This window comes from Vibrio sp. 99-70-13A1, from assembly GCF_013114625.1.
GTDB lineage: Bacteria > Pseudomonadota > Gammaproteobacteria > Enterobacterales > Vibrionaceae > Vibrio.
On sequence record NZ_VTXD01000021.1, the window covers coordinates 113,874 to 127,924 of the forward strand.

Here is a 14,051-nt window from a genome sequence, read left to right on the forward strand (position 1 = left end):
GCTGAAAATATTCTAGGAAAAAGCAGGTTTATGAATGTGGAAGCCTTTTTATCTAGGGGATCACGTAAATACCGCAACAAAGCGGTACTTACGACATTTAATACACTTATTTTTTACCTAAACAATCAGTATAACTTTGAGTAAGTTGTTGAAGAAAATCAAAATAGCTACCCAATTTAACATCAATTGTAGAGCCAATTGGATCAAGTTCACCTTTAGTCGCTTGGCTTCCTCGTGTTACTGATTCAATAACGGCAGGGGTAAATTGAGGTTCAGAAAAGACACATTGCACCTTATCTCGCTTCAGTGTATTTCTGATTGTTATAAGAGTTTTTGCACCTGGTTTTCTTTCTGGGCTAACCGTAAAGTAACCTAAGTTATTTAAACCAAAGTCTTCTTCGAAGTAACCGTATGCATCATGAAACACATAGTAGCCAGTGTCTTTTACAGGCTCCAGTTGCTCTATTATCGAACCTTTGGTTTCATCTAACTGCTTCATAAATTGAACCAAGTTATCTTTATATAGAGCTGTATTTTTTGGATCAAGTTTAACTAATTCACCAGAAATATATTGAGCTGCTACTTTTACCTGTTCGATACCTAACCAGAAATGAGGGTCATGGTTTCCATGATCATGCCCTTCATGAGCATCATGATCTTCACTTCCAAATTCTCTTAAATTTAAGTTAGGAATTTGACTGATAGTAAGCACGTTGCTCCTACCCTCAAGTACTTTAACAAAAGACGTTTCTAAATCACGACCAAACCAAATAACCATATCAGCTTGTTGGATTTTTTTTACATCAGAAGGCTTCAAAGCATAATCATGCGGAGATGCATTACTATTCATTAAAACGTCAGGCTCACTAACCCCCTGCGTTAGTTCTACTACGATCATTTGAATCGGCTTAAAACTAGTCAATATGGTACTAGCATTCGCTACTGTGGGGAGTAGAAGTGAAGTAACTAAGAATATGATTGAACGAAACATGGTGCCTCTATAATAGAAAAGTAGCGTAGGTAAGCTTCAAATGTTACATTATAACATTAGTTAATTGCAAATGAGTTCTATTCATGGATACCTTAATCCAATTAGATGCGGTAAGTGTGGAATTTGACGGCCGTAAAGTGCTGGACAATATCTCCCTAGATATCCAGCGAGGGCGTATCACAACTTTAATTGGTCCCAATGGTGCTGGTAAATCTACCTTAGTAAAAGTACTACTCGGTCTTCAAAATAAATACCAAGGCAAGATGAGCCGTAAGAATAAGCTTAGAATTGGATATGTTCCTCAAAAGCTGAAACTTAACGATTCGCTACCGTTAAATGTAGAACGCTTTTTAAAATTAACCGGAAAATACAGCCCTCAAGAAATTCTTGAAGCCTTGAGACTGGTTGGCGCTGAGCATCTGCTTAAAAACAATATGCACCAGCTATCAGGAGGTGAGAACCAACGGGTACTGATTGCTAAAGCATTACTAAAAAGACCTGACCTACTAGTGCTTGATGAACCGGCTCAAGGTGTCGATGTACAAGGGCAAATTGATTTATATGATCTCATTGATACTCTTCGTCATAGATTTGGGTGTGGAGTATTCATGGTTTCCCACGATTTACATTTAGTCATGGCTAAAACCGATGATGTGATTTGCTTACACCACCATATTTGTTGTTCAGGCGCACCTGCAGATATCAAACAGCACCCTTCATATATCGCTTTGTTTGGTACCGCTGTTCAAGAGAGCTTGGCTTTCTACCACCACCAACATGAACACCATCACCACGACTTGGCAGGTCAACCTGTATCTGGAGATGTGCACGACTGCTCTAACCACAAACACGGACACCATCAATAATGCTTGAGTTTCTTTTACCTTCTATCCTTGCAGGCTTAGGCATCGCTCTTATTGCTGGTCCGCTGGGTTCGTTCGTAGTGTGGCGTAAAATGGCTTACTTCGGCGACACGCTTGCTCACGCATCCTTAATGGGTCTCGCCCTTGGTTTTTTATTCAATATTAATTTGTACTTCGCGCTACTAATTTGCTGCTTAATGCTGGCAGTATTACTCGTAACCTTACAAAAACAAAAGTTGGTCGCGACAGATACCTTACTTGGTATTTTGGCACACAGCGCACTTTCATTAGGTCTTGTTGCTGTTAGCTTCTTAGATAACGTTCGTGTTGACCTAATGAGCTACTTATTTGGCGACTTGCTGGCAGTCTCTCCAACGGATTTAGTCTTTATCTATACGGGTGCAGCAGTGATTGGTCTGGTGCTTTTCATTTTTTGGCGACCACTATTGTCAACAACTGTTAATGAAGATCTAGCCGCTGTCGATGGTATCAATATTGATTTAATGCGTCTGATTCTAATGCTGCTTGTAGGTATTGTGATCGCTGTTGGTATGAAGTTTGTTGGTGCGTTGATCATGACATCACTGCTGATCATTCCTGCAGCAACGGCAAGGAAGTTCTCAAGCACACCTGAGCAGATGGCATTCCTGGCATCAGTTATCGGCTCTATCGCAGTGTTTGGTGGGTTAAGCCTGTCTTGGTTCTATGACACTCCTGCGGGTCCTTCCGTGGTTATCAGCGCTGCTGCAATGTTTATTCTGTCGCAATTGGCTAAAAGCCGCGCTTAGCAATTCGAACTCGTTTCTTGGAAACATAAAAAAGGCTTGGTCAATAACCAAGCCTTTTTAAATCGTTCAATTCACTTCTATCTTACTTGATAAAAGCCAGCTGATTACCAACCGGTGATTTCACGTAGACCTTTGCCGATGTCAGCAAGAGACTTAACAGTCTTAACGCCTGCTGCTTCTAACGCTGCGAATTTATCTTCAGCAGTACCTTTACCGCCAGAGATAATTGCGCCAGCGTGACCCATACGTTTACCCGGAGGAGCAGTAACACCCGCAATGTAAGAAACAACTGGCTTAGTTACGTTCGCTTTAATGAACTCCGCAGCTTCTTCTTCCGCAGTACCACCGATTTCACCAATCATTACGATTGCTTCAGTTTCTGGATCTTCTTGGAAAAGTTTTAGGATATCAATGAAGTTTGAACCAGGAATAGGGTCACCACCGATACCAACACATGTAGACTGACCAAAGCCTTCATCTGTTGTTTGCTTAACTGCTTCATACGTCAGAGTACCTGAACGAGATACGATGCCGACTTTACCCTTCTTGTGGATATGGCCAGGCATAATACCAATCTTACACTCATCAGGAGTGATAAGACCTGGGCAGTTAGGACCGATCATGCGAACGCCAGTTTCTTCTAACTTCACTTTAACATCGATCATATCCGTTGTAGGGATACCTTCTGTAATCGTTACAATCAGCTCGATACCTGCGTCAATCGCTTCTAGGATTGCATCTTTACAGAACGGAGCTGGTACGTAGATAACTGTTGCTGTTGCGCCAGTTACTTCAACCGCTTCACGTACTGTGTTAAATACAGGAAGACCTAGGTGAGTTTGACCGCCTTTACCAGGTGATACACCACCGACCATTTGCGTACCGTATGCGATAGCTTGCTCAGAGTGGAATGTACCTTGACCGCCAGTGAAACCCTGACAGATTACTTTAGTGTCTTTGTTAATTAATACAGACATTATTTAGCCTCCGCAGCAGCAACAACTTTCTGAGCAGCATCTGTTAGTGATTCAGCTGCAATGATATCAACGTCAGAATTAGCAAGTACTTCGCGACCTAGATCTGCGTTTGTACCTTCAAGACGAACAACAACAGGAACTGTTACGCCTACTTCTTTAACCGCACCGATAATACCTTCAGCAATCATGTCACAACGAACGATACCACCAAAGATGTTAACGAGTACTGCTTTAACATTGTCATCAGAAAGGATGATCTTGAATGCTTCAGCTACACGCTCTTTAGTCGCGCCGCCGCCTACATCAAGGAAGTTTGCTGGCTTGCCGCCGTGAAGGTTTACGATATCCATCGTACCCATTGCAAGACCTGCACCGTTAACCATACAGCCAACGTTGCCATCTAGTGCTACGTAGTTCAGTTCCCACTGCGCAGCGTGAGCTTCGCGCTCGTCTTCTTGTGAAGGATCGTGCATTTCACGAAGCTTTGGCTGACGGTACATTGCGTTTGAGTCAATGTTGATTTTGCCATCAAGACAAAGAAGGTTACCTTCGTCAGTAATTACAAGCGGGTTAATTTCTAGTAGAGCTAGGTCGTACTGAGAGAACATTTCACCAAGACCCATAAAGATCTTTACGAACTGTTTAATTTGATCGCCAGCTAGGCCAAGTTTGAACGCAAGTTCACGACCTTGGTAAGCTTGAGGACCGACTAGAGGATCGATCGCTGATTGATGAATCAACTCAGGTGTTTCTTCAGCAATTTTCTCAATGTCCACACCGCCTTCAGTCGACGCCATGAATACAATTTTACGAGTAGCACGGTCAACAACAGCACCTAGGTAAAGTTCATTAGCAATGTTTGATGCTTCTTCAACTAGGATCTTTGTTACAGGTTGACCATTCGCGTCTGTTTGGTAAGTCACTAGGTTTTTACCTAGCCACTTTTGTGCAAACTCTTTAACGCCTTCTTTAGTATCATGCAGTTCAACACCGCCCGCTTTACCGCGACCACCTGCGTGAACCTGACACTTTACGACTTTCTTAGCTGTGCTGATTCGACCCGCGGCTTCAAATGCTTCTTGAGCTGTATCACATGCGAAGCCTTCTGGTACAGGCAAACCGAATTCTGCAAATAGCTGCTTTGCTTGATATTCATGCAAATTCATTTTGTTATTCCATTTGTTTATCCCTGAAGGGATTTATTATTTCCATCAGACATCAGCTTAACTGCGTCTATTTCGTAGGGTGCTTCTAAAATGCTTATCAAAATTTGATCAGCAATAAACTAGGAGTGAGCTTCCCAATTTATAAAAATGAGAAGCTACAAGGCAGCTTCTCATTCAGTATTACTTTATACGTCTAGTAGTAATCGAGCTGGATCTTCTAGAAGTTCTTTAATCGTTACCAAGAAACCAACTGACTCTCGACCATCAATCAAACGGTGGTCGTAAGAAAGTGCAAGGTACATCATTGGTAGAATTTCAACTTGACCATTCACTGCCATTGGACGCTCTTGGATTTTGTGCATACCAAGAATTGCCGCTTGTGGCGGGTTAATGATTGGTGTTGACATCAATGAACCGAAAACACCACCATTAGTGATAGTAAAGTTACCACCAATAAGCTCATCAACTGTTAACTTACCGTCGCGACCTTTGATTGCTAGCTCTTTAATGCCTTTCTCGATATCAGCAAAGCCAAGCGTGTCACAATCTTTCAGTACTGGAGTTACTAGACCACGAGGTGTAGAAACAGCCATGCTGATGTCGAAGTAGTTATGGTAAACAATGTCAGTTCCATCAATAGAAGCATTAACTTCTGGGAAACGTTTTAGAGCTTCAGTTACTGCTTTCACGTAGAAAGACATAAAGCCTAAACGAGTACCGTGGCGCTCTTCAAACTGGTCTTTGTACTGCTTACGAAGATCCATGATTGGCTTCATGTTTACTTCGTTAAACGTTGTCAGCATAGCTGTGCTATTTTTCGCTTCAAGTAGACGATTCGCTACTGTTTTACGAAGACGAGTCATTGGTACACGTTTTTGGCTACGTGCTGTAGCTGGCGCTTGAATTGGCTCTTCTTTTGCTGCTGGTGCAGATTTTGCCGCAGCTAAGTGAGCATCAATATCTTCACGGGTAATACGACCGCCAACACCAGTACCTTTAACCTGTGAAGCTTCAAGGTTATGTTCACCTAGAAGACGACGTACCGCTGGGCTAAGCGCATCGTTGCTTTCTTCAGTCAATGCCGCTTTGTGGCGTTTATCAGGAGATGACTCAGTTTCTTCAGTTGTATCTTTAGTCGGCTCACCTGCAACAGCGCCAGGCTTAATTTTAGCAATCAGCTGCTTGGAAAGAACCGTTGCGCCTTCTTCTTCAATAATAGCTTCTAGAACACCAGCTTCAGGCGCTGGTACTTCTAGAACTACTTTATCTGTTTCGATATCTACAATGACTTCGTCACGAGCTACGGCTTCACCCGGTTTTTTATGCCAAGTTGCAACTGTCGCGTCAGCCACTGATTCAGGTAAATCTGGAACCAGAATTTCAATTGTCATATCTGTATCTTCCTTTTACTTCTAGTTCTTAAGTAGGGTCAGAGCGTCTTCAATTAACGCTTTCTGTTGTTTCAAGTGTACTGACATATAGCCAACAGCTGGCGATGCTGATGCAGCACGACCTGCATACTTAAGATCAGCACCGGCTGGGATAGCAGCACGGAAGTTATGTTGGCTAGAGTACCAAGCACCTTGGTTCTGAGGCTCTTCTTGACACCAAACGTAATCTTCTACATTTGTATATTGTGCAATTGCCGCTTCAACATCTTCTGTTGGGAACGGGTAAATTTGCTCAATACGTACAATGGCCACATCATCTTGCTCATTCTTACGACGTTGCTCTAGTAGGTCAAAATAAACCTTACCAGAACAGAACACTACGCGTTTCACATTCTCAGGAGCTAGGTCATCAACTTCAGCAATTGCTGGTTGGAAAGTGCCTTGCGCAAGATCTTCAAGTGAAGACGTACATAGTGGGTGACGCAGTAGAGATTTAGGAGACATCACAATCAATGGACGACGCATCGGTCTTACAACCTGACGACGAATCATGTGATATACCTGAGCAGGTGTAGACGGAACAACAACTTGCATGTTCTGTTCAGCACATAACTGCAAGTAACGCTCTAGTCGAGCTGAAGAGTGCTCCGGACCTTGACCTTCGTAACCATGAGGAAGCAGCATAGTTAGACCACATAAACGTGCCCACTTCTGCTCACCAGATGAAATAAACTGATCAATAACAACCTGAGCGCCGTTCGCAAAATCACCAAACTGAGCTTCCCAGAGGGTTAATCCACCTGGTTCAGCGGTTGCATAGCCGTATTCGAATGCTAATACCGCTTCTTCAGATAATACAGAGTCAAACACTTGGAATGGACCTTGTTTATCATGAATATTCGCCAGTGGAACATACGTGCTTGCATCGGTTTGGTTATGCAGAACAGAGTGACGGTGGAAGAACGTACCACGGCCTGAATCTTGGCCCGAAATACGGATACGCTTACCATCATCAACCAATGTTGCATACGCTAATGTTTCAGCCATACCCCAGTCGATCTGCTTTTCACCATTGATCATTGCAGTTCGGTCGTTATAAAGCTTGTTAACACGGCTTTGCAGTTTATGGCTATCTGGGTATTGGCATAACTTAGTACCCAGCTCTTTCAGACGATCAATTGCAACTTCGTTATCCCATTCGATATTCCAGTCGTGTCCTAGGTAAGGAGACCAGTCAACAGAATGAAGAGCCATTGGGCGCCACTCTTTTACAACCACTTCACCATGGTCAAGAGCATCACGGTACTCATTAACTAATTGGGTTGCCGTTTCAATATCAAACTCACCGCGATCAATTAACACATCAGCATAAAGCTTACGAGGCGTCGGGTGTTTTTTGATTTTTTGGTACATAAGAGGCTGAGTTGCATTCGGCTCATCAGCTTCATTGTGACCATGACGACGGTAACAAACTAGATCAATAACTACGTCACGTTTGAATGTATTACGGTAATCCAGTGCAATACGAGCAACAAAAGCAACTGCTTCTGGATCATCCGCATTTACGTGGAAAATTGGAGCCTGTACCATCTTCGCGATATCAGTACAGTACATAGTAGAGCGTGTATCACGAGGATTAGAAGTAGTGAAACCTACTTGGTTATTCACGACGATACGAACAGTACCACCAACACAGAAACCACGAGCTTGAGACATGTTAAACGTCTCTTGAACAACACCTTGCCCAGCAATTGCGGAATCACCGTGAATAGTTATAGGAAGTACGCTACTGCCGTCTTTATCATCAAGGCGATCTTGACGAGCACGGACTGAGCCGATAACTACAGGGTTTACGATTTCTAAGTGAGACGGGTTAAATGCAAGCGCTAAGTGAACATTGCCACCTGGTGTCGCAAAGTCAGCAGAGAAGCCTTGGTGATATTTAACATCACCCGTACCCCATGTGTCATCATGCTTCTTGCCAGCAAACTCATCAAATAAATCTTGTGGCTTTTTACCAAGCACGTTAACAAGCATGTTCAAACGACCACGGTGAGCCATTCCGACCACAACTTCACGCATACCTTGCCCACCAGCATGACGAATAATTTCTTTCGTCATTGGAACAAGCGCATCACCACCTTCAAGAGAGAAACGTTTTGCACCTGGGAACTTAGCACCCAAATAACGTTCAAGCCCTTCAGCAGCAGTTAGCTCTTCAAGGAATGCTTGTTTTTCTTCATGGTTGAATGATGGTTGACCAGAAACAGATTCCAAACGCTGTTGAATCCAACGCTTTTGCTCTGTGTTAGTCATGTGCATGTATTCTGCACCGATTGAACCACAATACGTTTGCTTCAGGGCTTTATATAAGTCCTTTAGCACCATTGTCTCTTGCCCAATAGCAAAAGAACCAACGTTAAACGTTTCATTGAAGTCATCTTCGGTTAGGTTGTGGAATGCAGGGTCCAGTTCAGCAACTGTTCCTCGTTCCCATAAACCTAGCGGATCTAGATTTGCAGCTTGATGCCCTCGGAATCGATAAGCATTGATTAGTTGCAGTACTTTTACTTGTTTCGCATCGACATCAGGATCACTAACTTGGACGTTGTAATGCTTTGTTTCTTGAGCGAGTCGTCGGAAGTATTCGCGAACACGTGAATGCGGTTGTTCAACCACTTCAGAAGCTTGCACAGGCAAGTCTTCAAATACACGTTTCCACTCATCACTTACCAAGTCTGGGTCACTTAGATACAGTTCGTAGATTTCTTCTACATAAGTTGCATTGGCGCCAGCCAAGTGTGAAGACTCGAGCCATGCCTTCATCACGCCGTTGTGCATAATTTCCCTTAACCTGTAGTTTCACATTTGCATCGGTCAATGCCGAGCTATTAAAAGGCCGCCCCAAGACTTCAAGGGCGGCAATTTTTGTTATTTTAAACCGAACGATTTACAAGCATGGATTTAATATGACCAATTGCTTTCGTTGGATTTAGTCCCTTAGGACAAACACTTACACAGTTCATGATGCCATGGCAACGAAAAACGCTAAATGCATCATCAAGATCTGACAGACGTTCATCTGTTGCTGTATCGCGGCTATCTATTAACCAACGGTAAGCAGCAAGTAGACCTGCAGGGCCTATAAACTTATCAGGGTTCCACCAGAACGATGGGCATGATGTTGTACAACATGCACACATAATACATTCATACAAACCATCTAAATGCGCACGCTCATCGGGGCTTTGTAAGTTTTCACGAGCCGGAGGTACATTGCCTTCAGTTACTAAGAAAGGTTTCACTTTTTCATAGTTATCGTAGAACTGTGTCATGTCTACAATTAAGTCACGAACAACCGGTAACCCTGGCAGCGGACGGATGACAATTTTATCTTGCCCCATAAGCGCTGATAGCGAAGTAATACACGCTAAGCCATTCTTACCATTCATGTTAAGACCGTCAGAACCACAAACACCTTCACGGCAAGAGCGTCTAAATGCAATCGATGGATCTTGCTCTTTCAGAAGAATTAACGCATCCAAAAGCATCATGTCAGAACCTTCTTCTACTTCAAGGATGTAATCCTTCATGTACGGTTTCTGATCAACATCTGGGTTGTAGCGGTATAAAGAGAAATTCAGTTTCATTTTAATGCCCTCTCCTTAGTACGTACGCGCTTTTGGCGGGAATGCTTCACGATGTACAGGTTCCATATTTACACCTCTCTTCGACATTTCTTCAGTCTCCGGGTTGTAAATTGAGTGGCATAGCCACTGTGCATCATCACGGTCTGGGAAATCAAAACGAGCATGAGCACCACGGCTCTCTGTGCGGAAGTTCGCAGCAACAGCGGTAGCAAAAGCAGTTTCCATCAGATTTTCAAGCTCTAAACACTCAATACGCTGCGTGTTAAATTCAGTAGACTTATCTGATAGATGAGCATTTTTCAGACGCTCACGAATAACTTTAAGTTCTTCTAAGCCTTTCGCCATAGCGTCACCTTCACGGAATACCGAGAAGTTATTCTGCATACATTGCTGTAAATCTTTACGGATTTGAGCAGGGTCTTCACCACCGGTACTATTTTCCCAACGGTTGTAACGCTCTAATGAACGCTCAATGTCTGCTTCCGTAGCTGGCTTCGCTTCTTCTTGTTTCTTAAGTGTCTCACCAAGGTGTAGACCTGTTGCACGACCAAATACTACTAAATCAAGCAACGAGTTACCGCCTAAACGGTTTGCACCATGTACCGATACAGAGGCGATTTCACCACAAGCGAATAGACCTTGAATTTCAACATCAGTGCCAGCAGGGTCTTGCTTAATAGCTTGACCTGAAACTTGAGTTGGTACGCCGCCCATCATGTAGTGACAAGTAGGAATTACTGGAATTGGTTCTTTTACTGGATCAACGTGCGCAAAGGTACGAGACAATTCACAAACACCAGGTAAGCGAGATTCAAGTGTCTCTTTACCAAGGTGATCCAATTTAAGTTTGATATGTGGACCCCAAGGACCATCGCAACCACGACCTTCACGAATCTCGATCATCATTGAACGAGCAACAACATCACGACCCGCTAAATCTTTCGCATTAGGAGCATAACGCTCCATGAAACGTTCACCATCTTTGTTAAGCAGGTAACCACCTTCACCACGACAGCCTTCTGTTACTAGAACACCTGCGCCAGCGATACCCGTTGGGTGGAACTGCCACATTTCGATATCTTGCATTGGCACGCCAGCACGAATCGCCATACCAACACCGTCACCAGTGTTAATGTGAGCATTCGTTGTAGAAGCGTAAATACGACCAGCACCACCAGTCGCTAAAATTGTCGCTTTAGCTTTGAAGTAACATACTTCACCAGTTTCCATGCAAAGTGCAGTTGTACCTAAAATTGCACCATCTTCGTTTTTAACAAGATCAAGTGCATACCATTCAGAGAAAACCGTAGTTTTATGCTTAATATTTTGCTGGTAAAGAGTATGCAAAAGCGCGTGACCAGTACGGTCAGCAGCAGCGGCAGTACGAGCAGCTTGCTCACCACCAAAGTTTTTAGACTGACCACCGAATGGACGTTGGTAAATAGTACCATTGTCAAAACGAGAGAATGGAAGACCCATTTTCTCTAATTCAATTACTGATTCAGGACCATTTTTACACATGTATTCGATTGCATCTTGGTCACCAATATAATCAGAACCTTTTACAGTATCGTACATGTGTTGTTCCCAGTGATCCTCATGCGCATTACCAAGGGCAACTGTGATGCCACCTTGTGCAGAAACGGTATGAGAACGTGTTGGGAAAACTTTTGAAAGCAATGCACAAGATAGGCCTTGCTCTGAAATTTGTAGCGCAGCACGCATGCCAGCACCACCAGCGCCAATTACAACGGCATCAAACTCACGAACAGGAATAGTCACTTACGCACCCCACAAAATAAACAGACCAGAGAAGAAATATCCAATAAGAACAGCAACAACACCTAATTGAAGACCACCGCGCAACATTGCACATTTGATGTAGTCAGTCAGGACTTGCCATAAGCCAATCCAAGCGTGAATTAACACTGAAGTCAGTGCTAGCATAGTGAAGACTTTAGTGAACGTACCACCAAAGAATTGCGTCCAAGATACGTAAGAAATGTCTCCCGAGAAAGCACAGAAGCTAACAAGGTAGATGGTGTAAAGCGTCATAATAATTGCGGTTGCACGAATTAATAAATAATCATGAACACCATTACGACCAAAAGTGGATATGTTATTTACCATACTAAAATCCCCGCTAGTAGAGACAATACCGCTGTTGCTGCGAATGCAACCTGAGCGCTCTTAGCACCAGATTCCAGCTCTTCAAAATGACCTAGATCCATTAACAAGTGACGAATGCCACCAGCAATGTGATAAGCCAAAGCGGTTAGAATGCCCCACAAAATAAACTTAACAAAAAAGCCATCGACAATGTCGCTTGCTTCCATGAAGCCTACAGGGGAGGAGAGGGAAATGGATAGTAACCAAAGCAGAATTCCGATCGCAACAAATGTAATCACCCCAGACACACGGTGTAGGATGGATGCAATTGCAGTGATAGGAAAGTGGATGGTCTGTAAATCTAAATTAACAGGTCTTGTCTTTCTTTCTTTCACGGGCTTGCTCACTCAGCTCCATCGAGCTTTTATGGTCATTAAATAACCTTAGATATTGTTATGGACAAATTTTGGTCGAAAACCGGTAAAACTTAACATTAAATTAACAATTGACGCGTATTAATCGCACTTTAATTGTAAAATAAATGTTAACAACAAGGTTACTAGAGACACCTCACAATTCTTTTTAGCCTTGAATTTAAAGGTCTGGACCAGAATTTTCACCGCCACTATACGACTCGCAACATTCTAATACAATTGATGTAACAAATAATGCTACATAGAACAGATTTTTAACGAATTTAATGCAAAAAACACTAACAAGTGCACACAAAAGTGCAGATTAATTGACTTTCGACGCCAAGAGCAGTAAAAAAATGGCACATAAACATCCTGGACGGATTAATAATAACAAAGGAGATTGTTATGGCGGATAAGAAAGCTACCCTTCATATTGAAGGTCAAGCGCCAATCGAATTGCCGATTGCTGAAGGTGTACTTGGTACGCCGGTTATCGACGTTCGTACACTAGGTTCTAATGGTTTTTTCACTTTTGATCCTGGTTTTCTTGCCACTGCATCTTGTGAATCGCAAATCACTTACATTGACGGTGGGAAAGGTATCCTTTTACACCGTGGTTATCCAATTGATCAACTGGCCAATAACGCTGATTACCTTGAAGTTTGTTACATTCTTCTTTACGGCGAAGCTCCATCTCGTGCTCAATACGAAGAATTTAAGACAACAGTGACACGTCACACCATGGTACATGAGCAAATTGCTAGCTTTTTCCATGGCTTCCGACGTGATGCTCACCCGATGGCAGTAATGTGTGGTGTTGTAGGCGCTCTTGCAGCGTTTTACCATGACTCACTAGATATCAACAACGACACACACCGTGAAATTGCTGCGTATCGTCTTATTTCAAAAATGCCGACTCTTGCGGCAATGTGTTATAAATATTCGATTGGTCAACCGTTTATCTACCCACGTAACGACCTAAGCTACGCTGAAAACTTCCTGCACATGATGTATGCGAACCCATGTGAAGAGTATGAAGTAAATCCAGTTGTTGCTCGTGCGATGGATAAAATCTTTACTCTACACGCAGATCACGAACAAAACGCTTCTACTTCAACTGTTCGTTTAGCAGGTTCTTCAGGTGCAAACCCATTCGCTTGTATCGCAGCAGGTATTGCTTCTCTTTGGGGACCAGCACACGGCGGCGCAAACGAAGCTTGTTTGATGATGCTTGAAGAAATTGGCAGTGTAGAAAACATTGACGAGTATGTTGCTAAAGCAAAAGACAAAGATGACCCATTCCGCCTTATGGGCTTTGGTCACCGTGTTTACAAAAACTATGACCCGCGTGCAACTGTAATGCGCGAAGCTTGTCATGAAGTATTGAAAGAGCTAAACATCAAAGATCCACTGTTAGATGTAGCAATGGAGCTTGAACGTATTGCACTTTCAGATGAATACTTTGTTTCTAAGAAGCTTTACCCGAACGTAGATTTCTATTCTGGTATTATTCTTAAAGCTATCGGCATCCCAGTATCTATGTTTACCGTAATCTTTGCGATGTCTCGTACTATCGGCTGGATTGCGCACTGGAATGAAATGCATAGTGATCCAACAAACCGTATTGGTCGTCCTCGCCAGCTTTATACGGGTAAAGAAAAACGTGAATTCCAACCTCTTCATGAACGTGAATAGTCGTT

General features: G+C 43.0%; 12 protein-coding genes. 3 read left to right on the plus strand and 9 right to left on the minus strand.

The window, feature by feature from the left end:
• Window positions 1-106: 106 nt before the first annotated feature.
• Window positions 107-991 carry a zinc ABC transporter substrate-binding protein ZnuA gene (gene znuA, locus F0226_RS13985; RefSeq protein WP_171736214.1) on the minus strand — a complete coding sequence of 295 codons (885 nt, stop codon included), beginning with the start codon at window positions 989-991 and terminating at the stop codon, window positions 107-109.
• A gap of 83 nt (window positions 992-1,074) precedes the next feature.
• Here znuA and znuC point away from each other — a divergent pair, with 83 nt between their 5' ends.
• Both znuC and znuB read left to right on the plus strand, forming a co-directional pair.
• Window positions 1,075-1,857, plus strand: a complete 783-nt coding sequence (gene znuC, locus F0226_RS13990) for a zinc ABC transporter ATP-binding protein ZnuC (RefSeq protein WP_171736215.1) — start codon at window positions 1,075-1,077, stop codon at window positions 1,855-1,857.
• Entirely contained in the window at window positions 1,857-2,642 is a 786-nt protein-coding gene (gene znuB / locus F0226_RS13995) for a zinc ABC transporter permease subunit ZnuB (protein ID WP_171736216.1), read from the plus strand. Before znuC ends, znuB begins: the two co-directional genes overlap by 1 nt.
• A 104-nt stretch (window positions 2,643-2,746) precedes the next feature.
• Here znuB and sucD read toward each other — a convergent pair whose 3' ends face one another.
• From sucD to sdhC, 8 genes are all read right to left on the minus strand, one after another.
• Window positions 2,747-3,619: a succinate--CoA ligase subunit alpha gene (sucD, locus tag F0226_RS14000; protein WP_137374741.1), complete on the minus strand. Its 873-nt coding sequence runs from the start codon at window positions 3,617-3,619 to the stop codon at window positions 2,747-2,749.
• Window positions 3,619-4,785 (minus strand): ADP-forming succinate--CoA ligase subunit beta, encoded by a 1,167-nt coding sequence (sucC, locus tag F0226_RS14005; RefSeq protein WP_171736217.1) that lies wholly within the window; start codon window positions 4,783-4,785, stop codon window positions 3,619-3,621. The genes sucD and sucC overlap by 1 nt, the downstream gene beginning before the upstream one ends.
• Window positions 4,786-4,970: 185 nt before the next feature.
• Window positions 4,971-6,176 carry a 2-oxoglutarate dehydrogenase complex dihydrolipoyllysine-residue succinyltransferase gene (odhB, locus tag F0226_RS14010; RefSeq protein ID WP_137374743.1) on the minus strand — a complete coding sequence of 402 codons (1,206 nt, stop codon included), beginning with the start codon at window positions 6,174-6,176 and terminating at the stop codon, window positions 4,971-4,973.
• Between the two features lie 21 nt (window positions 6,177-6,197).
• Window positions 6,198-9,017: a 2-oxoglutarate dehydrogenase E1 component gene (sucA, locus tag F0226_RS14015; RefSeq protein ID WP_137374744.1), complete on the minus strand. Its 2,820-nt coding sequence runs from the start codon at window positions 9,015-9,017 to the stop codon at window positions 6,198-6,200.
• A gap of 95 nt (window positions 9,018-9,112) precedes the next feature.
• Window positions 9,113-9,826 carry a succinate dehydrogenase iron-sulfur subunit gene (locus F0226_RS14020; protein ID WP_171736218.1) on the minus strand — a complete coding sequence of 238 codons (714 nt, stop codon included), beginning with the start codon at window positions 9,824-9,826 and terminating at the stop codon, window positions 9,113-9,115.
• A 15-nt stretch (window positions 9,827-9,841) separates the two neighbouring features.
• Window positions 9,842-11,608 (minus strand): succinate dehydrogenase flavoprotein subunit, encoded by a 1,767-nt coding sequence (sdhA, locus tag F0226_RS14025; protein WP_171736219.1) that lies wholly within the window; start codon window positions 11,606-11,608, stop codon window positions 9,842-9,844.
• The gene (gene sdhD / locus F0226_RS14030; protein WP_171736220.1) at window positions 11,609-11,956 is read right to left on the minus strand and encodes a succinate dehydrogenase, hydrophobic membrane anchor protein; all 348 of its coding nucleotides are present in this window, start codon (window positions 11,954-11,956) and stop codon (window positions 11,609-11,611) included. It lies immediately after the preceding gene.
• Entirely contained in the window at window positions 11,950-12,342 is a 393-nt protein-coding gene (gene sdhC / locus F0226_RS14035) for a succinate dehydrogenase cytochrome b556 subunit (RefSeq protein ID WP_171736221.1), read from the minus strand. The genes sdhD and sdhC overlap by 7 nt, the downstream gene beginning before the upstream one ends.
• 414 nt (window positions 12,343-12,756) lie before the next feature.
• On the opposite strand from sdhC, the gene F0226_RS14040 reads away from it, so the two are divergent.
• On the plus strand, window positions 12,757-14,046 hold the full coding sequence (locus F0226_RS14040) for a citrate synthase (RefSeq protein ID WP_171736222.1): 1,290 nt from the start codon (window positions 12,757-12,759) through the stop codon (window positions 14,044-14,046).
• The last annotated feature ends 5 nt before the right edge of the window (window positions 14,047-14,051 follow it).